Source organism: Streptomyces sp. NBC_00370 (assembly GCF_036084755.1).
Taxonomy (GTDB): Bacteria; Actinomycetota; Actinomycetes; order Streptomycetales; family Streptomycetaceae; genus Streptomyces.
Genome location: NZ_CP107968.1, coordinates 2760931 through 2782020 on the forward strand (window position 1 = coordinate 2760931; position 21090 = coordinate 2782020).

Here is a 21090-nt window from a genome sequence, read left to right on the forward strand (position 1 = left end):
CGTGAGTCACCCGGATACGGATACCGACCTCGCCGCGGCCCCGGCCATCTCGGTACGCGGCGCCATCGCGTCCCTCGGGTCGCGGCCCGTGCTGCGCGGTGTCGACCTGACCGTGCGGCGCGGCGAGGTCGTCGCGCTGCTCGGTGCCAACGGCTCGGGCAAGTCGACGGCCGTGCGGTCGGTGGTCGGGCTCGTACCGCTCACCTCGGGCGAGGTGTCCCTCTTCGGCACCCCGCTGGGCCGCTTCGGCGACTGGGCCCGCGTCGGATACGTACCGCAGCGCACCACGGCAGCGAGCGGCGTGCCCGCCACGGTCAGGGAGATCGTCGCGTCGGGCCGGCTGTCGCGCGGGAAGCTGCGCAGGCCGGGCAAGGCGGACCGGGCGGCGGTACGGCGGGCCATCGAGCTCGTCGGGCTCGGCGACCGCGCCAAGGACCCGGTCGACGCGCTCTCCGGCGGCCAGCACCAGCGGGTGCTGATCGCCAGGGCGCTCGCGGCCGAACCCGAGCTGCTGATCATGGACGAGCCGATGGCCGGCGTCGACCTGGTCAGCCAGCGGATCCTCGCGGAGACGCTGCGCGCGCAGGTGGCGGCCGGTACGACCGTCCTGCTGGTCCTGCACGAACTCGGCGCCCTGGAACCCCTGATCGACCGTGCGGTGACGCTCAGGGACGGCTCTGTCGTCCATGAAGGGCCGCCACGGCGCGACGACCAGAGCTGCCACCCCGTCGCGGCCGGCGAGCCGCTCCGCACCGGACTGCTGAGCTGATCATGGAAATTCTGGAAGCCTCCTTCATGCAGCGGGCGCTGCTCGCCGCCGTACTCGTCGGCATCACGGCCCCGGCTGTCGGTATCTACCTCGTGCAGCGCCGCCAGGCGCTGATGGGCGACGGCATCGGCCATGTCGCGCTGACCGGCGTCGGGCTCGGTTTTCTGCTGTCCACCAGCCCGGTGTGGATGGCGACGCTGGTCGCCGTCGCCGGCGCCGTGACGATGGAGCTGGTGCGGTCGTACGGCCGCACACGCGGCGACCTGGCGCTGGCCATGCTCTTCTACGGCGGGATGTCGGGCGGTGTGCTGCTCATCAACCTCGCGCCGAACGGCTCGAACGCCAACCTCAGCTCGTACCTCTTCGGCTCGCTCTCGACGGTCTCGCCGCAGGACGTGGTCTCGATCTCCGTGCTGGCGGCCCTGGTGGTGCTGGTCACGGTCGGGCTGCGGCGCCAGCTGTTCGCCGTCAGCCAGGACGAGGAGTTCGCACGGGTCAGCGGCCTGCCCGTGCGCACCCTGAATCTGCTCATCGCGGTGACGGCCGCGGTGACCGTCACGGTCGCCATGCGGGTCGTCGGGCTGCTGCTGGTGAGCGCGCTGATGGTGGTGCCCGTCGCGGCGGCGCAGCAGATCAGCCGGTCGTTCACGGTCACGTTCGTGCTGTCGGTGGTGATCGGTACGGCGGTCACGCTGGCCGGTACGGTCACCTCGTACTACCAGGACGTGCCGCCGGGCGCGACGATCGTGCTGCTGGCCATCGGGCTGTTCGTGGTCCTCACGGTCCTGGCGGCGCCGCTGGCGAGACGGCGGGCCCGGGCGCTGGCGGCCATGGAGGCGGAACCGGCGGGTGCGGAACCGGCGGGGGTCGCCACCGCGGCTTCCGGGTACACACTGGAGGTGCCTGCCACGCGGCGGCCCGCCGACGACGCAACGGTGTGAGCGCGAACTGGCAGAATGGCCCGAGAGAGCAGAGGAGGCACTTGTGACGACTGCGCCCAGCAGTGGACCGAGCGCCGCGGCTCCCGTGCGCGGCCGGTCGACCCGGCAGCGTACGGCGGTGGCGTCGGCACTTGACGAGGTGGACGAGTTCCGCAGCGCGCAGGAGCTTCACGACATGCTGAAGCACCGGGGCGACTCGGTCGGCCTCACCACCGTGTACCGCACGCTCCAGTCGCTCGCCGACGCCGGCGAGGTCGACGTCCTGCGCACGACCGACGGCGAGTCGGTCTACCGGCGCTGCTCGACCGGCGACCATCACCACCATCTGGTCTGCCGGATGTGCGGGAAGGCGGTCGAGGTCGAGGGCCCCGCCGTCGAGCAGTGGGCGGAGACGATCGCGGCGCAGCACGGCTATGTGAGCGTGGCGCACACGGTGGAGATCTTCGGTACCTGCGCGGACTGCGCCACCTGCGACAGCTGACCGGGGAGGGGCGACCCCCTCCCCCTCGCCTCAGCTCAGCTGCTCCGCCTGCTCCTGGATGTCCTCGTTCGACGAGTCGTTGGGCAGCGCACCGCCGAAGCGGCGGTCGCGCGAGGCGAACTCCAGGCAGGCGCGCCACAGATCACGCCGGTCGAAGTCCGGCCAGAGCACGTCCTGGAACACCATCTCCGCGTAACTGCTCTGCCAGATCAGGTAGTTGGACGTCCGCAGCTCACCGCTCGGCCGCAGGAAGAGATCCACGTCCGGCATGTCCGGGTAGTACAGGTACTTGGCGAGGGTCTTCTCGTTGACCTTGGACGGGTCGAGCTTGCCCGCCGCCACGTCCTGTGCGAGCGCCCGCGCCGCGTCGGCGATCTCTGCGCGACCGCCGTAGTTGACGCAGAAGTACAGCGTCATCGCGTCGTTGTCCTTGGTCTGCTCCTGGGCGACCTGGAGCTCCTGGACGACGGACTTCCACATCTTGGGCATCCGGCCGACCCAGCGGATCCGGATGCCGAGCTCGTCCATCTCGTCGCGCCGGCGGCGGATGACGTCGCGGTTGAAGTTCATCAGGAACCGCACCTCGTCGGGCGTGCGCTTCCAGTTCTCCGTCGAGAAGGCGAACAGGGACAGGTTCTTGACGCCCATCTCGATGCAGCCCTTGAGCACGTCGAGCACGACGCCCTCGCCGACCTTGTGGCCCTCGGTACGCGGCAGCCCGCGCTCCTTGGCCCACCGGCCGTTGCCGTCCATGACGACGGCGACGTGCTTCGGCACCAGTTCGCTCTGGATCCGCGGCGGGCGAGCACCGGACGGATGCGGCTCCGGTGTCTTGTACTCGCGGCGGGTACGCCCCAGGATTCCGCGTCGTGCCATGCGGCTCGTCTCCTAATTCTTCTCTACGTATCTGAGCGAGCGCAGCCCGCGCTCCAGATGCCAGTGCAGATAGGCGGACACCAGTCCGCTGCCCTCCCTGACATGGCGCGCCTCGCACGCGTCCGCCGTCTCCCAGTCCCCCGTCAGCAGCGCGCTGAGCAGTTCGACGGCCTCCGCAGAGGGTACGACGCTGCCGGGCACCCGGCAGTCGCCGCATATGACTCCTCCCGCAGCGACCGAAAAGAACCGGTTGGGCCCGTCGAGGCCGCATTTCGCACAGTCGTCGAAGCTCGGCGCGTACCCGTTGACGGCGAGCGAGCGCAGCAGGAAGGCGTCCAGGATCAGATGCGGGGCGTGCTCGGCACGGGCGAGGGTGCGCAGGCCGCCGACCAGCAGCAGGTACTGCTGGACCGCGGGCTCCCCCTCGTGGTCGGTGAACCGCTCGGCGGTCTCCAGCATGGCCGTACCGGCGGTGTAGCGGGGGTAGTCGGTGACGATCCCGCCGCCGTACGCGGCGATGGTCTCGCTCTGCGTACAGAGCGGCAGCCCGCGGCCTACGAGATCGCTGCCGCGCGCGAAGAACTGCACGTCGACGTGGGAGAACGGTTCGAGCCGCGCCCCGAACTTCGACTTGGTCCGCCGCACCCCGCGGGCGACGGCGCGGACGCGGCCGTGGCCGCGGGTCAGAAGCGTGATGATGCGGTCGGCCTCACCGAGCTTCTGGGTACGCAGCACAACGCCGTCATCCCGGAACAGACTCATACCCTCATTGTCGCCTCTTTTTTGGGGGCTCGGTTCGCCTCCGGGGCGCCTTATGCCCCTGTCGACGGTCGACCGTGCTCGCCCCGCTCGTACCTCACGGGCCTGCGCGCGCTCTCCCTTTCGACAGCGGCGCGCCCCTTCGGCTCACACCCCTCTTTTTTGGGGGCTCGGTTCGCCTCCGGGGCGCTTTAAGCCACTGTCGACGGTCGACCGTGCTCGCCCCGCTCGTACCTCACGGGCCTGCGCGCGCTCTCCCTTTCGACAGCGGCGCGCCCCTTCGGCTCACTCGCTACGTGATCGGGGCGGGCCCGGGACGAACAGTGAACCCCTGGGCGCCCCGGAGGCGAACCGAGCCCCAAAAATTAGGAGTGCGTGCGGGTGGCGGCCAGGAGCAGCTTGGCCGTGTCGTCGGCGCAGAGTTGCAGCGCGCCGCCGACCGTCGTCAGCACCTCGCGCTCCGCCGTGCTGTACGGGCCGTCGGCCAGGGCGATCCTGGCGCCCTGCAGGATGATCGACTCCCGGCCCGCCGGGGCGAGATGCGGGGCGAGCGGTTCCAGCGCCTCGTGCAGCTCGATGGCGAGGGCCGCGCCGCAGGGGCCGGGGTCGATGATGAACCGGCCGGTGTCGGCCGCGAGGGCGTCGACCAGCTCCGTCAGCATCTCTTCCGTGCAGTCGTCGAACCCGGCGGCGCGGACCGTGGAGACCGCGGTCTCCAGCGCCGTGCGCGACGACGTGCCACCGGCGGCGAGGACGGCCAGGGCGACTGTGTGGACGGCGTCGCGGAGCATCGCCGAGAAGCGGACCGTGGTGGGGTGGTCGAGGACGTCCATGCCGAAGTGGTCGTGGCAGGCGGCGCATTCGACGACGGGGCCGGCGAGACCGCGCGGCACCAGCGGGACGCCGAGGAGCGTGAAGCGGCGACGGCCCGTGCGGCGGCGGTAGTTGCGGTCGCCTCCGCAGCCGGGGCAGAAGAACTCTCCGTCGCCGACCGTCGTCCACGACGTACGAATGCCACAGATGCGCACTTTTCGGCCGCGTGATCCTTGAACTGGCAGCACGTCGCGCACCTCCGTAACGCTTCGGCATCATTGCCGCGTTGACGTGATGTTAGCCACATGGACCTTGTCCCGTCAGCACCCCGGCGTGAGTTCGCCACGACATGGCCGAACCCCGCCACCCGTTTCCGGGCGGCGGGGTTCGTAAATGCTCAGGTCAGCGCGGGTTCCGGCGGTTTCAGCGGGCTGCGCGGTTCACAGCCGAAATTACCGCCTTCAGGGAGGCCCGAGTGGTGTTCGCGTCGATCCCGATGCCCCACAGCACCTTTCCGTCGATCGCGCACTCGATGTACGAGGCGGCCTGGGCGCGGGCGCCCTCGCTCATGGTGTGCTCCTGGTAGTCCAGCAGCCGCGCGTCCAGGCCCACGGTGGCCAGCGCCTCGAAGAAGGCCGAGATGGGGCCGTTGCCGGTGCCGGTCAGCACCGTGTCGACGCCGTCGACGACCGCCTCGACGGTCAGCGTGTCCTGGCCGTCCTTGTCGGTCGTGGACTGGCCCGAACGCAGCTGGAGCCGACCCCAGGCGTTGTCCGCGTCGGGCAGGTACTCGTCGCGGAAGACGGACCAGATCTGGGCCGGGGTGACTTCGCCGCCCTCGGCGTCGGTCTTGGCCTGGATGATCCGGGAGAACTCGATCTGCATCCGGCGCGGCAGGTCCAGTTGGTGCTCGTTCTTCAGGACGTAGGCGACACCGCCCTTGCCGGACTGCGAGTTGACCCGGATGACGGCCTCGTAGGAGCGGCCGACGTCCTTGGGGTCGATGGGCAGGTACGGCACGGCCCACTGGATCTCGTCGACCGTCTTGCCCTGCGCGGCGGCGTCCGCGTCGCGGGCGTCGAAGCCCTTCTTGATGGCGTCCTGGTGGGAGCCGGAGAAGGACGTGTAGACCAGGTCACCCGCGTAGGGGTGGCGCGGGTGGATCTCCATCTGGTTGCAGTACTCGCTGGTGCGGCGGATCTCGTCGATCTGCGAGAAGTCGATCTGCGGGTCGACGCCCTGCGAGAAGAGGTTCATGCCCAGGGTGACCAGGTCGACGTTGCCGGTGCGCTCACCCTGGCCGAACAGACAGCCCTCGATCCGGTCGGCGCCCGCCATCAGCGCCAGCTCGGCGGCGGCCACGGCCGTACCCCGGTCGTTGTGCGGGTGGACGGACAGGCAGACGTGCTCACGGCGCGACAGGTTGCGGGACATCCACTCGAACCGGTCCGCGTGCGTGGACGGCGTCGAACGCTCCACCGTCGCGGGCAGGTTGAGAATGATCTCGCGGCCGGCCTCGGGCTGCCAGACGTCCATGACGCCCTCGCAGACCTCCAGGGCGAAGTCCAGCTCGGTGTCGGTGAAGATCTCGGGGCTGTACTGGTAACCGAAGACCGTCGAGTCGTCGAGGATCTTCTCCGCGTACTCCATCACCAGCCGCGTACCGTCCACGGCGATCTGCTTGACCTGCTCCTTCGTCCCCCGGAACACGACACGGCGGAAGGTCGGCGCGGTGGCGTTGTACAGGTGGACCGTCGCACGCCGGGCGCCGCGCAGCGATTCCACGGTGCGCTCGATGAGTTCCTCACGCGCCTGGGTCAGTACGGAGATCGTCACATCGTCGGGGATCGCGCCCTCCTCGATGATCGAGCGCACGAACGCGAAGTCCGTCTCACCCGACGAGGGGAAGCCGACCTCGATCTCCTTGTAGCCCATCCGCACCAGCAGGTCGAACATCTCCCGCTTACGGGCGGGCGACATCGGGTCGATCAGCGCCTGGTTGCCGTCACGCAGATCCGTGGAGAGCCAGCGGGGCGCGACAGTAACCCGGTTGTCCGGCCAGGTGCGGTCGGGGATGTCCACGGCGTCGTAGCGGCCGTATTTGTGGATCGGCATCCCGGAGGGCTGCTGGGTGTGGGTCGCGTTGGTGACGGGCGTCGAACGACCGACGGAAGTTTCAGACATTGCGTAGGGCTCCTCGTGTGTCCGCTTGGAACGGCCGACGACGGGACGTAATCACCGCAACACCGCACTCCGCGGGGAGGGGGTCGACCTACGACTACAGACCCTCGCCGCGGCAGCTAAGAAGAAGCAGCCCGAAACGCATGATGCGGGGAGCCTAGCGGAGCCGCGCCGTCCATGGCGGCCCGTATCAGTATGCGGGATCACCGGTGGGCGACGGCCGGGTCAGCGCGAACAGTGAGACATCACTCCATTTCAGCAACTTCGACCACAAGCAGTGACAGGGCGGCTACGGGATGCGACATTGCCTTCATGGACGCCATCGACCCCGTTTTCTGCACGATCGTGCCGCCGCACATCCTGGACAGGCTGGCCGAGGCCCGGGACCCTGCGCTCGCCGAGCCCGCCCGCCGGACCCTGGACGCGGACGCCGTACGGCGCACCCGCCGCCGGCTGACCGCGACCGCCACCCCCGGGCCCGAGGCCCGTACGGCGCCGCCGACGGGTGACGCGGCAGCGGCGGCCCCGCAGCGCACGGTGTACGACTGCGCGCACAGCACGGCCCTGCCGGGCACCCGGATCCGCGGCGAGGGCGAGCAGCCCGCCGCCGACACCACGGTGAACCGCGCGTACAACGGGCTGGGCGCCACCTTCGAGCTGCTGCTCTCGGCGTACGGGCGCGACTCGCTGGACGGCGCGGGGCTGCCGCTGACAGCGAGCGTGCACTACGACGAGAACTACGCGAACGCGTTCTGGGACGGCGAGCAGATGGTCTTCGGGGACGGCGACGGGGAGATCTTCCTCGACTTCACGCTCCCCGTGGACGTCATCGCGCACGAACTGACCCACGGCCTCACGCAGTACTCGGCCAACCTCACCTATTCCGGCGAGGCGGGCGCGCTCAACGAGTCCGTATCGGACGTCTTCGGCTCGCTGGTCAAGCAGTTCACCCTGGACCAGACGGCCGCCGAGGCGGACTGGCTGATCGGCGCCGGACTGCTCACCCCACGGGTCAGCGGGGTCGCGCTGCGCTCGATGAAGGCGCCGGGCACGGCGTACGACGACGACGCGCTCGGCAAGGACCCGCAGCCGGGCACGATGGACGGCTTCGTCCGCACGAGCAGCGACAACGGCGGTGTGCACATCAACTCGGGCATCCCGAACCACGCGTTCTACCTGCTGGCCACGGAGCTGGGCGGCAAGGCGTGGGAGCGGGCCGGGCAGATCTGGTTCGACGTGCTGACCGGCGGCGCCCTCGCGGCCGACGCGACCTTCGCGGACTTCGCGGCCGGTACGGCGGCTGCGGCGCGCGACCGCTTCGGCGCCGACGGCGCGGAGCACCGCGCGACGGTCAAGGCGTGGTCGCAGGTCGGGATCGCCGGATAAGCCGGGGGCGGTGGGTAGAAGAGTCCCATGCGGATTCAGGTACGGCGCACGGGCGGTTTCGCCGGCATCGAGCGGGCGGCCGAGGTGGACACCTCGGGCGTGCCCGACGCCGGCGCCTGGCACGCCCTGGCGGAGCGGGCGCTCGCCGACAGCCAGGACGCGCCGCCGGCCGGCGTCCCGGACGGCTTCAGCTACCGGATCACGGTCGACGGACGTACGGTCCACTGCGCCGACCCGAGGCTGTCCGAGTCGCAACGGGAGCTGGTCTCGCGCGTCCTGAAGGAAGGCGCCTGAGCATTCAGAGGAGGGCGGCGGCTTCGAGGGACGCGGTCGCCGCCTCCATCGAGTCCCCCGCGCCGACCGCGAAGTCCCGCAGCGTCGCATCGAGGAACTCGTCCACGGTGTAGCGGCTCTTGAGGTAGCCCGTCTGTTCCAGCTCGATCAGCCCGTGCAGCACGCACCAGAGCTGGCGTACCCGAAGGCCGGTGTCGGCCTCGTGGAACCTGCCCGCCACCATGGCCCGGCGGATCGCGTCCTGCGGCACACGCAGGACGTACAGGCCCATCTCCCGGTCGTCGTCGTCCAGTTCGAAGCCGGCCAGCGCCGATCCGCCGAACAGCACCGCGTACACGTGCGGTTCGGCGAGGGTGAACTCGTGGTAGCCGCGGGCCAGCGCGAACAGTTCGGCGACGGGGTCCTCGTCGTTGCGCCCCACCAGCCGCAGCCGCTCCATGAAGCGGGCGAACCCCTCGCGCATGACCTCCCGGACCAGCCCCGGCATGGAGCCGAAGTGGGTGTAGACGGCCATGGTCGAGGCGCCGACCTCCTTGACGAGCCGTCTCGCGCTGAGGGCGGCGGGGCCCTGTTCGGCGAGGATGCGGGCGGCTTCGTCCAGCAGACGGCGGCGTAGCGCGGAATCGGAGGTTGACACAGGACGGAGCATAACGATGTTATGGACATAACAGCGTTATGGCGTTGAGGCGACAGAGGGGTGGACCTCATGCTGATGACCAAACAGGCGATACGGGCACGGGTGCCGAGGCTCCCGGAAGCCGCAGGGGACAAGGGCCTGTCCAAGAACGCAGCGGGCGCCGGGGGGCGCCCGCTGCGACTGCTCGTCCTGGGGGACTCGACGGCGGCCGGGGTCGGCGCGGTGCGGCAGGAGGACGCGCTGGCGGGCCAGTTGGCCCTCGCGGTGACCGCGCTCACCGGACGGGAGGTCTCCTGGCGGGTGGTGGCGCGCTCCGGCGCCACGGTGCGCGCCGTACGGCGGGAGCTGCTGACCCGGCTCACGGAGCCGACGGAGGGCTGGCAGCCGGATCTGGTGCTGGTGGTCGCCGGGGTGAACGACGCGCTCACGTTCCGCCGGCCGCGCGCGTTCCGCGCCGATGTGGAGCGGCTGGTGCGGGACGTCAGGGCGCGGCTCGGCCATGATGTGCCGATGATGTTCGCCGGGCTGCCGGAGACGGACACGATGGACGCGCTGCCTCACGCCGTCCAGCTGCCGCTCAGCGGGTATCTGCGGCTGCTCGACCGGCAGTTGAAGATCGTCGCCGGACGGCATCCCGCACTGTTCCATCTGCACTCGGGCGGGCCGCCGAAGATGCCGGGCGACTGGATGGCCGCCGACCGCTTCCACCCGTCGGCGAGCGGCTACCGCGCCTGGGCGCGGGCCCTGTCGGGGCGGGTGGCGACACTCGTAGAAGCACTGTGACGCTGTGACGCGGTCAGAAACCGAGCTTCCGCAGCTGCTTCGGGTCCCGCTGCCAGTCCTTCGCGACCTTCACATGCAGGTCGAGGAAGACCGGGGTGCCCAGCAGCGCCTCGATGTGCTTGCGGGACTTCGTCCCGACCTCCTTGAGCCGCTTGCCCTTCGGGCCGATGATGATGCCCTTCTGGCTGGGCCGCTCGATGTAGACGTTGGCGTGGATGTCCAGCAGCGGCCGGTCGGCCGGGCGGTCCTCGCGCGGCAGCATCTCCTCGACCACGACGGCGATCGAGTGCGGCAGCTCGTCCCGTACGCCCTCCAGCGCGGCCTCCCTGATCAGCTCGGCCACCATGACCTGCTCGGGCTCGTCGGTGAGGTCGCCCTCCGGGTAGAGCGGGGGGCTCTCCGGAAGCAGCGGCACCAGCAGGTCGGCCAGCAGACCGACCTGCTGGTCGGCGACGGCCGACACGGGGATGATCTCGGCCCACTCCAGGCCCAGTTCGCGGCCGATCTGGTCGATCGCGATGAGCTGCTCGGCGAGTGTCTTGGAGTCGACCAGGTCCGTCTTCGTGACGACGGCGATCTTCGGCGTCTTCTTGATCGCGGCCAGTTCCTTGACGATGAAGCGGTCCCCGGGGCCCAGCTTCTCGTCGGCGGGCAGACAGAAGCCGATCACGTCGACCTCGGCCCAGGTGGTCCGCACGATGTCGTTGAGGCGCTCGCCGAGCAGGGTGCGCGGCTTGTGGAGGCCGGGGGTGTCCACGAGGATCAGCTGCGCCTCGGGCCGGTGCACGATGCCGCGGACGGTGTGCCGGGTGGTCTGCGGCCGGTTGGAGGTGATGGCCACCTTCTGTCCGACCAGAGCGTTCGTGAGGGTGGATTTGCCCGCGTTGGGGCGGCCTACGAAGCAGGCGAAGCCGGCCCTGTGGGGTGCTTCGGCTGTCTCGGGTGAAGGGGTACGAGCGCTCATGGCGCCCATTGTCCCCGATCGCGGGGCCCGCGCCGACCAGCCGGGTCCGTGGACGGCCGGCACGGGTCCCGCGTCAGCCCGCGTCAGCCCGCGTCGACCGTGGAGCGCAGCGTCCCGTCCGGGGCCGCCAGCAGGACCGGGGTCGCGGGGCCGCCGAGATCGCGTACCGCCGCGCGGTCCTCGGCCGCCGCTTCCGCGGCCTCGGTGACGACGGCGGCGGCTTCGAGTGACGTCGCCCCGCTGGCGACGGCCATCGCGACGGCGGTGCGCAGCGCGCTCAGTTTGAGGGAGTCGAGATCGACCGTGCCGGCGACGTACGTACGGCCCGTCTCGTCACGTACCGCCGCGCCCTCGGCCACCCCGTTGCGGGCGCGGGTGGCGCGGGCGAGCGTGATGATCTTGCGGTCCTCCGGGTCGATGTCCGCGGGTCCTGGCCCGGCGCTCTGTGTCATGTGCCGAGCATAAGTCTCAGGAGATCACCGCTGGTGGCGCCGGGTTCACCGGGCCGGGGACCTAAAGAACAAACCGTTCGAAACCAGGAAATGCGTTCGTCTTCTTGTCTTTGCCCTGCGGTATCGTCCCGTTCATCTACGTCTTCCGGACAGTCGACCGGTCTTACGAGTAAGCGAGAAAGCAGGCCATGAAGCGCATACTCATCCGCTCAGGGAAGAGCCCGTTCCGTGTCGCGTCCCAAGAGGAGTTCATCCAGCAGGACCTGATCGGCACGAACTCCGGGAATCTCCTGTTCAGCGACGCGACGTACAAGATCCTGCTCACCCAGGACACCGAGTTGACGTCGAACGGGCTGAAGACCGTGCCGACGGCCGAGCGGGCGAAGGAGATCAACGAACAGTACGACGCGTTCGTCATCCCGCTCGCCAACGCCTTCCGGCCCAGCTTCCGCGCCTCGCTCGACCGGATGTCCACCCTGATCGAGCAGCTCACCATTCCGGTGGTGGTGCTGGGAGTCGGCGCACAGGTCAATGAGAATTACGACACCAAGCGGCTCGCCCCGATGGAGCTGTCGGTCAAACGCTTCGTCAGGGCCGTGCTGGAGAGATCACCTTCGATCGGCGTGCGCGGTGAACTGACCGCCTCGTACCTCAAGGACCTCGGCTTCAACGACGTCGACATCATCGGCTGTCCCTCGATGTTCATGTACGGCGAGACCTTCCCCCGGCCGCGCGACCCGGGGTTCATTGACAGTTCGTCCCGAATAGGGATAAACCTCTCGCCCGGTGCCGTGAGCGTCGGTGACGTGGCCGCGCTGGCCCGCAACGCGTACGAACGCTTCCCGGACCTCACCTACTTCGCGCAGAACCTCGCCGACGCCGAGCTGCTGTTCTGGGGCGACACCTCCAGCGGCGTCACCGCCGGCCGCGACAAGGGCCTCCCCCGCCGGATGACGCACCCGCTCTTCCAGGAGAACAAGGTCAGGGTCCCGCTCGACCCGAGGACCTGGCTGGAAGAACTGGCCACCCACGACTTCGTCTACGGCACCCGCATCCACGGCAACATCGCGCCGCTCCTCGCGGGCACGCCCAGCGTGGTGCTGGTCCACGACTCGCGGACCCTCGAACTCTGCCGGTACTACGACATCCCGCACCGGATGCTGCGCGGCCTGCCCGGCGACATCCACCCCAGGGACCTGTACGAGGAAGCCGACTACGGGCCGCTGCTGAGCAACCACCGCGAGCGCTGGGACCGGTTCAAGGGCTTCCTCGACCGCAACGGCCTGGAGAACACCTTCAGTCACGGTGACGGCGGCGCCGCGTACGACGCCCGGGTCGCCGCCCTGAAGCTGCCGCCGCCCGTCAGCGTCTGGGACAGCTCCGACGACGGCGCGCTGCGCTACCGCTTCAGCAGGCTGCACGAGCGGCTGGCGCAGGCCGAGCGGAGCGTTCTCGCGCTGACCGCGCAGAACAAGGAACTGATGAAGCGGCTCACCACGATGGAGCGGCGGATGTCGGCCGACGGCTCGCGCATCGGTCCCGCCATCCGCCGCCGCGTACGCAAGATGCGGCCCCACGGCTGAACCGCTGACGTCCACGGACGCGCGTAGAGTCCCCGGACCGGGGACTCCCCCGGGATCAGGGCCTGGAGCAGTGGCCTGAGGTCAGGGCCGGTCGAGGCGGAGGCGGTCGGCCCGGGGCAGCCCGGCGACCACCAGGTCGTAGGAGTCCTCGATCAACTCCCGCACCATGCGCGGCGGGAGGTCGCCGACCGTCACGGTGTTCCAGTGCCGCTTGTTGAGATGCCAGCCAGGGACGATCGCCGGATACGCCTCCCGGAGCCTGACCGCCTCCTCCGGCGCGCACTTGAGGGCGACCCGCAGCGGCTCGTCGTCCAGCGAGCAGAACGCGAAGATCTTCGCCCCCACCTTGAAGACCGAGAGGCCGGGGCTGCGCGAGAACGGTGTCTCGCGCGAACTCCCGTTGAACCCGAGGCAGAACTCCGTCAGTTCTCCGGGGGTCACGACGAAGCCGCCCCTTGCTTCTCCTCGGCCACCACCGGCTGCGCGAGTACCGTGACGATCTTGTTGCGGCGGCCCGCCGGAGACTCGGCCGTCAGTCGCAGGACCCGGCCGTCCGGCAGCTCGACCTTGGCGCTCGCGCCGGCGATCGGGACGCGCCCGAGGGCCTTCGCCAGCAGTCCGCCGACCGTCTCCACGTCCTCGTCGTCGTACTCGTCGAGACCGAACAGCTCCCCGAGGTCGCCGATGTCGAGCCGGGCCGTGACCCGGTACGAGCCGTCGCCGATCTCCTCGACCGGCGGCAGCTCCCTGTCGTACTCGTCGGTGATCTCGCCGACGATCTCCTCCAGGATGTCCTCGATCGTGACGATGCCCGCCGTGCCGCCGTACTCGTCGATGACGACGGCGACATGGCTGCGCTCCTGCTGCATCTCACGCAGCAGGTCCCCGGCGTTCTTCGTGTCGGGCACGAAGGCGGCCGGGCGCATCGCCGTGGAGACCAGATCGGCCTCCGACTCGCGGTTGATGTGGGTCTTCCTGACCAGGTCCTTGAGATAGACGACCCCGACGATGTCGTCCTCGTTCTCCCCCGTCACCGGGATCCTGGAGAAGCCCGACCGCAGCGCCAGCGTCAGGGCCTGACGGATCGTCTTGTACCGCTCGATGGAGACCAGGTCCGTGCGCGGCACCATGACCTCCCGTACGAGCGTGTCGCCCAGCTCGAAGACGGAGTGCACCATGCGGCGCTCGTCGTCCTCGATCAGGGACTCCTGCTCGGCGAGGTCGACCATCGCGCGCAGCTCGGCCTCGCTCGCGAACGGCCCCTTGCGGAAGCCCTTGCCGGGCGTGAGGGCGTTGCCGAGGAGGATCAGCAGCTGCGGGACCGGGCCCATCACCCTGGCCAGCGGCAGCAGGACGTACGCGGCCGCCGTCGCCGTGTTCAGCGGGTGCTGCCTGCCGATGGTGCGCGGTGAGACGCCGACGGCCACGTACGAGACGAGGACCATCACCCCGATCGCGACGAGCAGCGCCTCCCAGGTCGCGTCGAACTCCTTGAGGCACACGTACGTGACGAGCACGCCCGCCGCCATCTCGCAGGCCACCCGCACCAGCAGGGCGACGTTGAGGTAGCGGGTGGGGTCGGCGGCGATCTGGGCCAGCTTGGCCGCGCCCTTGCGCCCCGACCTGACGGCCTCGGCCGCGCGGAAGCTGGAGACGCGGGCGAGGCCCGCCTCGGCCGAGGCCGCCAGCCAGGCGACGACGACCAGGGCGACGGCCCCGACGATCAGCTGTGCGGTCATGACACGGTCGGCGCGGGCGACGGACCCGTAAGACCGCGCTCACCCCGCCAGCCGTCGACGATGGCGGCCTGGAGGCCGAACATCTCGGCCTTCTCGTCCGGCACGTCATGGTCGTACCCGAGCAGATGCAGCACACCGTGGACGGTGAGGAGCTGCAGCTCCTCGTCCATGGTGTGCTGCGTCGGCGCTTCCTCGCCCTGCTTCTTCGCGACCTCGGGGCAGAGCACGATGTCACCGAGGAGCCCCTGCGGGGGCTCCTCCTCGTCCTTGACCGGCGGACGCAGCTCGTCCATCGGGAAGGACATGACATCGGTCGGACCCGGCAGGTCCATCCACTGCATGTGCAGCTGCTCCATGGCGGCCTCGTCCACGACGATCACCGACAGTTCGGAGAGCGGGTGGATACGCATCCGCGTGAGCGCGTAGCGGGCGACGTCGAGGACCGCCTGCTCGTCGACCTCGATACCTGACTCGTTGTTGACGTCGATCGACATGGTGTTGCTGTGACTCTTTCGGTCGATGCCTCAGCCGGGCGGGCCCGTCAGCGGTGCTGCTCGTTGCCGTTGCGGCTGTCGTACTTCTCGTAGGCGTCGACGATACGGCCGACGAGCTTGTGCCGTACGACGTCCTCCGACGTGAGCCGGGAGAAGTGCACGTCGTCGACGCCCTCCAGGATGTCCTGGACCTGGCGCAGACCGCTCTTCGTGCCGCCCGGGAGGTCGACCTGGGTGACGTCGCCCGTGATGACGATCTTCGATTCGAAGCCGAGCCTCGTCAGGAACATCTTCATCTGCTCGGGGCTGGTGTTCTGCGCCTCGTCCAGGATGATGAACGCGTCGTTGAGGGTGCGGCCTCGCATGTACGCCAGCGGGGCGACCTCGATCGTGCCCGCCGCCATCAGCCGCGGGATCGAGTCCGGCTCCAGCATGTCGTGCAGCGCGTCGTAGAGCGGGCGCAGATACGGGTCGATCTTCTCGTAGAGCGTGCCGGGCAGGAAGCCCAGCCGCTCCCCCGCCTCGACGGCGGGCCTGGTCAGGATGATCCGGGTGACCTGCTTGGCCAGCAGGGCCTGGACCGCCTTGGCCATGGCGAGATACGTCTTGCCCGTACCGGCGGGGCCGATGCCGAACACGATCGTGTTCTTGTCGATGGCGTCGACATAGCGCTTCTGGTTGAGGGTCTTCGGCCGGATCGTGCGCCCCCGGCTGGAGAGGATGTTCTGGGTGAGCACCTCGGCGGGCGTCTCGGGTCCGTCCGCGCCGCCGTCCTCGCTCGCCCTGAGCATGGCGATCGAACGTTCCACTGCGTCCTCCGTCATCGGCTGACCGGTGCGGAGCACCAGCATCATTTCGTCGAACAGGCGCTGGATCATCGCGACGTCAGCCGCGCTGCCACTGGCGCTGATCTCATTGCCCCGTACATGGATGTCGGCGTCGGGGAAAGCCGACTCGATCACACGCAGCAGGGAATCCCTCGAACCCAGAACCGTCACCATCGGATGTTTGTCAGGGACGGTGAAGTGGGCACGCGCCTGTCCCGTCTCGGGGGACCTGCCATTCTGGGCTGTAGGTGTCTGAGTCATGGGCCGGCACTGTGGCCTGCACATACCTCCCGTTGCAGGGTTCTCGCTGCTCGACAACCTCTGGGGTAACAGCCTACGACTCCGCACTGACAAGCCCGTAGGACTTTTACACGCGCCCTTGCCCGATCCGCCTTTCCCGCGCCCGCCCGGGTGGTCAGGACGAGCGGCCGAAGCCGATCGTCGGGACCGCCCTGCGCAGCGGCCAGGGCCGGTCGGGGGCCGGGAGCAGCGGCTTGAGGAAGGCGTACCTGCGCAGCCCTTCGGGGTCCTGCTCGGTCGACGCCTGCACGTAGCTCCACCACGCGGCCACCTCCGACCAGCCGGGGGCGGCGAGCGCGCCGCCGAACTCCTGGACGGAGAGCGCGGCCGTCAGGCCCGCGAAGGCAAGCCGGTCGGCCAGCGGCCAGCCGGCGAGCGTGCCGGTGACGAATCCGGCCACGAACACATCGCCCGCGCCCGTCGGGTCCAGTGCTTCCACCGCGATGGCCGGCACCTCGGCCGTCTCCCCCGTCCTGCCGTCCACCGCGTACGCCCCTTCGGCGCCCAGCGTGACGACGGCGAGCGGCACCCGCTCGGCCAGCAGCCTGGCGGCGGCCCTGGGGCTGTCGGCGCGGGTGTAGCGCATCGCCTCCTCGGCGTTGGGCAGGAACGCCTCGCAGTGCTCCAGGTCGGGCAGCTCGGCCAGGTCCCAGCGCCCCGAGTCGTCCCAGCCGACGTCGGCGAAGATCCGCGCGCCGTGCCCGGCGGCGCGGGCGACCCAGCCCTCGTCGCGCCCCGGGTTGAGAGCGGCGACCGCGGCCCGCGCGCGCGGCGGGCATTCGGGCAGCGCGCCCTCGGGCGGCGGGGCCTCGTGGCCGTGCGAGACCATCGTCCGCTCGCCCTCGTACGCCATGGAGACGGTGACGGGTGAGTGCCAGCCGGGGACGGTGCGCGAGCGGGACAGGTCGATGCCCTCGCCCTGTTCCAGCGCGTCCCAGCAGTACTCGCCGTAATGGTCGTCGCCGAAGGCGGCGGCCAGCGACGTGCGCAGCCCCAGCCGGGCCAGCGCGCTCGCCATGTTGGCGATACCGCCGGGGCTCGATCCCATCCCCCTGGCCCAGGACTCGGTGCCGCGCACGGGTGCGCTGTCGAGGCCGGTGAAGATGATGTCGAGGAAGACGGTGCCGGTCAGATAGACGTCGCACTCCGGGTCGTCCGGGGCGCGCAGCCCGCCGAGCGGGTCGATGTCGGCGGTGTGGTCCTGTGGGTTTCCGTCGGATGCGGTCGTCACTGCCGTCTCCCCGGTCGCGTGCAGATCCGGCCAGTGTGCCCGATGTGCGCCGCCGTACGGAGGGGAAGCCGCACGCTCAGTGGGCGTGTCCCGCCGACCGCTTGGGCAGCGGCACCCGCGTCAGGTCGGCGGCCACGGTCAGTTCGCCGTCGAACCCGGCGGCGCGCGCCTGCCGTTCGAACGCGGCGGGGTCGCCGTAGCGCTGCGAGAAGTGGGTCAGCACCAGATGCCGTACGCCCGCGTCCCGCGCCACCCGGGCCGCCTGGCCGGCGGTGAGATGGCCGTGGTCCGTGGCCAGCCGCTCGTCCTCGTCGAGGAAGGTCGACTCGATGACCAGCATGTCGCACCCTTCGGCCAGCGTGTACACGCCCTCGCAGAGCCGGGTGTCCATCACGAAGGCGAACCGCTGGCCGCGCCGCACCTCGCTGACCTCGGCCAGCGTGACACCGTCCAGCACGCCGTCGCGGTGGATCCGGCCGACGTCCGGGCCCCGGACGCCGCGCTCGGCGAGCAGGGCGGGCACCATCCGGTGGCCGTCCGGTTCGGTGAGCCGGTAGCCGTACGACTCGACGGGGTGCGAGAGCCGGTGCGCGTCCAGCGTGTAGGCGGGTGTCTCGGCGAGGACGACCACGCCGTCCCCGTCGACGGGGACCTGCGCCAGTGCGACAGACTCCCGGTAGGCGGTGGCGTACCGCAGCCGCTCGAAGAAGTGCTGCCCGCTCAGCGGGTAGTGGGCGGTGATCTCGTGCGGCACCCGGTCGAGGTTGATGCGCTGAATGACACCGGCGAGACCGAGCGAGTGGTCGCCGTGGAAGTGCGTGACACATATCCGGTTGATGTCGTGCGCGGCGACCCCGGCGCGCAGCATCTGCCGCTGGGTGCCCTCACCGGGGTCGAGGAGCAGACCCTCGCCGTCCCAGCGCAGCAGATACCCGTTGTGGTTGCGGTGGCGGGTCGGCACCTGGCTCGCGGTGCCCAGGACCACCAGTTCGCGGACGGACAACGCCGTTGCCCGCCGTTATCCGGGGGGCCAGTTGAGACCCCGGCCGCCCAGCACGTGGGCATGCGCGTGGAAGACGGTCTGGCCCGCCCCGCTGCCGGTGTTGAACACGATCCGGTACCCGCCGGCGTCCACCTTGTCCTGCGCGGCGACCTCGGCCGCCTCCCGCAGGACGTCGGCGGCGATCTGCGGCTCGGCGACGGCGAGCGAAGCGGCGTCGGGGTAGTGCACCCGGGGGATGACCAGGACATGGGTCGGGGCCTGCGGGTTGATGTCCCGGAAGGCGACCGTGGTCTCCGTCTCCTTGACGACGGTGGCCGGTACGTCACCGGAGACGATCTTGCAGAACAGGCAGTCGGCCTGTGGTTCTCCCGCCATGGTGCCGGGCCTCCCTGGGGTGTCCGATCGGTTGGCACGCATCGTATCCGGCCGACGGCGCTCCGCCGCGCCGGGCGGCCGTGGCGGCCCGTCAGGACCAGCGGCCGGTGCGGCCCAGCAGCAGAGCGGTGGCCGCCGTGCCCGCCGTGGAGGTGCGCAGCACGCTCGGGCCGAGCCGGTACGGCTTGGCCCCGGCCTCGGCGAAGGCCGCCAGCTCCTCCGGGGAGACGCCCCCTTCGGGACCGACGACGAGCACGATGCTGCCCTCGGCCGGCAGCGCGGCCGTGGCCAGCGGTTCGCTGCCCTCCTCGTGCAGGACGGCGGCGAAGTCGGCGCCGGCCAGCAGGGCTGCGACCTGTTTGGTGCCGGCCAACTCGGCGACGTCGGGGAAGCGCAGCCGCCGCGACTGCTTGCCCGCCTCCCTGGCCGTCGCCCGCCACTTGGCGAGCGCCTTGGCGCCGCGCTCGCCCCGCCACTGCGTGACGCAGCGCGCGGCGGACCACGGCACGACGGCGTCCATGCCTGTCTCGGTCATCGTCTCGACGGCCAGCTCGCCCCTGTCCCCCTTGGGCAGCGCCTGGACGACGGTGATCAGCGGCGCGGGCACGCCCTCGGTGCGTACGTCGGTGACGGCGACGTCGAGCCGGTCCTTGCCCTCGACGGCCGCGACCGTCCCGAACCCGCCGTTGCCGACGCCGTCCGTGAGGACGATCTGCTCGCCGACGCGGAGCCTGCGTACGGAGACGGCGTGCCGCCCCTCCGGCCCGTCGAGGGTGACGGTCCCGGTGTGCAGCGCACCGGCGGGGACGAGGAAGACGGGCGCGGTCATGACGCACTCCCCAGGGACAACGCGGCGCGGGTCGCGTCGAGTTCGGCGGCCAGTACCTCGACGAGCTGCCCGGCGGGCAGCTCGCGGGCCATCCGGTGGCCCTGTCCGGCGAAGAGCGCCATGCCCTGCGCGTCACCCGCCTTGGCCGCGGCCTTGCGCAGCCCTGCGGTCAGATGGTGGACGGCGGGATACGCGGGTGGCGCGTACGGGCCGTGTTCCCGCATGAAGCGGTTGACCAGGCCGCGCGCCGGCCGCCCGGAGAAGGCACGGGTCAGCTCGGTCCTGGCGAAGACGGGGTTGGTCATGGCCTGTTTGTGCAGCAGGTTCGCACCGGATTCCGGGCAGACCAGGAACGCGGTGCCGAGCTGTCCCGCGTCGGCGCCCGCGGCGAGCACGGCGGCGATCTGGCCGCCGCGCATCAGGCCGCCGGTCGCGATGATCGGCAGCTGTACGGTCTCCCTGACCTGGGCGACCAGCGAGAGCAGCCCGATGCCGGCGCCGTCGGTCGCGGGGTCGTCGCGATGCGTGCCCTGGTGTCCGCCGGCCTCGATGCCCTGCACACAGACGGCGTCGGCACCCGCCCACTGCGCGGCCCGCGCCTCGTCGGGGGTGGTGACGGTGACGACGGTGAACACCCCGGCGCGGCCGAGCGCGGCGAGCGCGGCGCGGGTGGGGCAGCCGAAGGTGAACGAGACGGCCGGCACCGGGTCGTCGAGCAGTATCGCCAGTTTGGCCTCGTAGCCGTCGTCCCTGCCGGACTCGGGGTCGCCCAGCGGGGTCTCGTACCAGGCGGCCTCACCGGCGAGCTGGTTGCGGTAGACCTCCACGGCGGCGCCGTCCTCGTGGTGCGGCTGCGGCATGAACAGATTGACGCCGAAGGGCCGGCCGGTCAGCCCGCGCAGCTGCTTGATCTCTTCGTACATGCCGTCCGCGGTCTTGTACCCGGCGGCGAGGAATCCGAGGCCCCCGGCGTCGGAAACGGCCGCAGCCAACTGCGGGCACGACGCACCGCCCGCCATGGGGGCCTGCACGATCGGATACCGGCAGAGATCGGTCAGCGCGGAGGACATGGAGGCATGGTGCCATGCCGCCCTTTGGGCGGCGTTGCGGGTCGGTTGGTTGCGGGTTCGCCGTCCGGCGCGGTTCGGTTGGCGGTCTTGGTTTCGGTCGCCGCCGGGGGCCGTTCCGGGGTCGTGTCCTGCGCTGCATGATTTACGGCGCGTACTCGCCTGACGCGGAGCCACCGCCGAGATGCGCCACAAATCACGCTCTACGCTCCGGACACCACCCCTGCACGACCCCCTTCACCCCAGCCGCCGGCACACGGGCGTGCCCGACCACCGGCGGGAGGGGGCCGGGGCCGGAGGAGGGGG

Annotated in this window: 23 protein-coding genes; 7 read left to right on the forward strand and 16 right to left on the reverse strand. The window is 70.5% G+C overall.

Features of this window, described 5'->3' with window-relative positions:
- Nucleotide 1: 1 nt before the first annotated feature.
- Genes OHS57_RS12160 through OHS57_RS12170 form a run of 3 tightly spaced genes read left to right on the forward strand, consistent with a single transcriptional unit; the run spans nt 2 to nt 2191 of the window.
- The gene (locus OHS57_RS12160; protein ID WP_328581922.1) at nt 2–769 is read left to right on the forward strand and encodes a metal ABC transporter ATP-binding protein; all 768 of its coding nucleotides are present in this window, start codon (nt 2–4) and stop codon (nt 767–769) included.
- The gene (locus OHS57_RS12165) at nt 766–1710 is read left to right on the forward strand and encodes a metal ABC transporter permease (RefSeq protein WP_041989986.1); all 945 of its coding nucleotides are present in this window, start codon (nt 766–768) and stop codon (nt 1708–1710) included. The genes OHS57_RS12160 and OHS57_RS12165 overlap by 4 nt, the downstream gene beginning before the upstream one ends.
- 43 nt (nt 1711–1753) lie before the next feature.
- Complete coding sequence (locus tag OHS57_RS12170; protein WP_041989984.1) at nt 1754–2191, forward strand: Fur family transcriptional regulator; 438 nt, start codon at nt 1754–1756, stop codon at nt 2189–2191.
- Between the two features lie 30 nt (nt 2192–2221).
- Here the strand turns inward: OHS57_RS12170 and OHS57_RS12175 are convergent, their stop codons facing one another.
- From OHS57_RS12175 to leuA, 4 genes are all read right to left on the reverse strand, one after another.
- The gene (locus tag OHS57_RS12175; RefSeq protein ID WP_328581923.1) at nt 2222–3067 is read right to left on the reverse strand and encodes an isoprenyl transferase; all 846 of its coding nucleotides are present in this window, start codon (nt 3065–3067) and stop codon (nt 2222–2224) included.
- Between the two features lie 12 nt (nt 3068–3079).
- On the reverse strand, nt 3080–3829 hold the full coding sequence (gene recO, locus OHS57_RS12180; RefSeq protein WP_328581924.1) for a DNA repair protein RecO: 750 nt from the start codon (nt 3827–3829) through the stop codon (nt 3080–3082).
- A 362-nt stretch (nt 3830–4191) separates the two neighbouring features.
- Nucleotides 4192–4887 carry a TerB family tellurite resistance protein gene (locus OHS57_RS12185; RefSeq protein ID WP_041996415.1) on the reverse strand — a complete coding sequence of 232 codons (696 nt, stop codon included), beginning with the start codon at nt 4885–4887 and terminating at the stop codon, nt 4192–4194.
- A 175-nt stretch (nt 4888–5062) separates the two neighbouring features.
- A complete protein-coding gene (gene leuA / locus OHS57_RS12190) occupies nt 5063–6823 on the reverse strand; it encodes a 2-isopropylmalate synthase (RefSeq protein ID WP_041989975.1) in 1761 nt (586 codons plus the stop codon).
- Nucleotides 6824–7132: 309 nt separating this feature from the next.
- Between leuA and OHS57_RS12195 the strand changes: the two genes are divergently transcribed.
- Together OHS57_RS12195 and OHS57_RS12200 are read left to right on the forward strand one after the other, a co-directional pair.
- A complete protein-coding gene (locus OHS57_RS12195; RefSeq protein WP_328581925.1) occupies nt 7133–8206 on the forward strand; it encodes a M4 family metallopeptidase in 1074 nt (357 codons plus the stop codon).
- Between the two features lie 27 nt (nt 8207–8233).
- Nucleotides 8234–8500: a protealysin inhibitor emfourin gene (locus tag OHS57_RS12200; protein WP_041989973.1), complete on the forward strand. Its 267-nt coding sequence runs from the start codon at nt 8234–8236 to the stop codon at nt 8498–8500.
- A gap of 4 nt (nt 8501–8504) precedes the next feature.
- Here OHS57_RS12200 and OHS57_RS12205 read toward each other — a convergent pair whose 3' ends face one another.
- A complete protein-coding gene (locus OHS57_RS12205; protein WP_328581926.1) occupies nt 8505–9137 on the reverse strand; it encodes a TetR/AcrR family transcriptional regulator in 633 nt (210 codons plus the stop codon).
- Between the two features lie 69 nt (nt 9138–9206).
- Here OHS57_RS12205 and OHS57_RS12210 point away from each other — a divergent pair, with 69 nt between their 5' ends.
- Complete coding sequence (locus OHS57_RS12210; protein ID WP_328581927.1) at nt 9207–9920, forward strand: SGNH/GDSL hydrolase family protein; 714 nt, start codon at nt 9207–9209, stop codon at nt 9918–9920.
- 13 nt (nt 9921–9933) lie between these two features.
- Here OHS57_RS12210 and era read toward each other — a convergent pair whose 3' ends face one another.
- Together era and OHS57_RS12220 are read right to left on the reverse strand one after the other, a co-directional pair.
- A complete protein-coding gene (era, locus tag OHS57_RS12215) occupies nt 9934–10893 on the reverse strand; it encodes a GTPase Era (protein WP_041989967.1) in 960 nt (319 codons plus the stop codon).
- Nucleotides 10894–10967: 74 nt separating this feature from the next.
- Complete coding sequence (locus tag OHS57_RS12220) at nt 10968–11336, reverse strand: cytidine deaminase (RefSeq protein WP_328581928.1); 369 nt, start codon at nt 11334–11336, stop codon at nt 10968–10970.
- A 188-nt stretch (nt 11337–11524) separates the two neighbouring features.
- Between OHS57_RS12220 and OHS57_RS12225 the strand changes: the two genes are divergently transcribed.
- Nucleotides 11525–12919 (forward strand): polysaccharide pyruvyl transferase family protein, encoded by a 1395-nt coding sequence (locus OHS57_RS12225; protein WP_328581929.1) that lies wholly within the window; start codon nt 11525–11527, stop codon nt 12917–12919.
- A gap of 81 nt (nt 12920–13000) precedes the next feature.
- On the opposite strand, the gene OHS57_RS12230 is transcribed toward OHS57_RS12225, so the two are convergent.
- The 9 genes from OHS57_RS12230 to OHS57_RS12270 all read right to left on the reverse strand — a co-directional run bounded on the left by OHS57_RS12230 (nt 13001) and on the right by OHS57_RS12270 (nt 20787).
- Nucleotides 13001–13360: an MmcQ/YjbR family DNA-binding protein gene (locus OHS57_RS12230; protein ID WP_041989959.1), complete on the reverse strand. Its 360-nt coding sequence runs from the start codon at nt 13358–13360 to the stop codon at nt 13001–13003.
- Nucleotides 13357–14658, reverse strand: a complete 1302-nt coding sequence (locus OHS57_RS12235; protein WP_041989956.1) for a hemolysin family protein — start codon at nt 14656–14658, stop codon at nt 13357–13359. The genes OHS57_RS12230 and OHS57_RS12235 overlap by 4 nt, the downstream gene beginning before the upstream one ends.
- Complete coding sequence (ybeY, locus tag OHS57_RS12240; protein ID WP_328581930.1) at nt 14655–15152, reverse strand: rRNA maturation RNase YbeY; 498 nt, start codon at nt 15150–15152, stop codon at nt 14655–14657. The genes OHS57_RS12235 and ybeY overlap by 4 nt, the downstream gene beginning before the upstream one ends.
- A 47-nt stretch (nt 15153–15199) precedes the next feature.
- On the reverse strand, nt 15200–16240 hold the full coding sequence (locus OHS57_RS12245; RefSeq protein WP_052457119.1) for a PhoH family protein: 1041 nt from the start codon (nt 16238–16240) through the stop codon (nt 15200–15202).
- A gap of 154 nt (nt 16241–16394) precedes the next feature.
- A complete protein-coding gene (locus OHS57_RS12250) occupies nt 16395–17510 on the reverse strand; it encodes a carbohydrate kinase family protein (RefSeq protein ID WP_041989950.1) in 1116 nt (371 codons plus the stop codon).
- A 76-nt stretch (nt 17511–17586) separates the two neighbouring features.
- On the reverse strand, nt 17587–18513 hold the full coding sequence (locus tag OHS57_RS12255) for a ribonuclease Z (RefSeq protein WP_328581931.1): 927 nt from the start codon (nt 18511–18513) through the stop codon (nt 17587–17589).
- Between the two features lie 15 nt (nt 18514–18528).
- A complete protein-coding gene (locus tag OHS57_RS12260; RefSeq protein ID WP_328581932.1) occupies nt 18529–18888 on the reverse strand; it encodes a histidine triad nucleotide-binding protein in 360 nt (119 codons plus the stop codon).
- 91 nt (nt 18889–18979) lie between these two features.
- Nucleotides 18980–19717, reverse strand: a complete 738-nt coding sequence (locus tag OHS57_RS12265; protein WP_328581933.1) for a 16S rRNA (uracil(1498)-N(3))-methyltransferase — start codon at nt 19715–19717, stop codon at nt 18980–18982.
- The gene (locus tag OHS57_RS12270; RefSeq protein WP_041989936.1) at nt 19714–20787 is read right to left on the reverse strand and encodes a nitronate monooxygenase; all 1074 of its coding nucleotides are present in this window, start codon (nt 20785–20787) and stop codon (nt 19714–19716) included. The genes OHS57_RS12265 and OHS57_RS12270 overlap by 4 nt, the downstream gene beginning before the upstream one ends.
- Nucleotides 20788–21090: the final 303 nt, after the last annotated feature.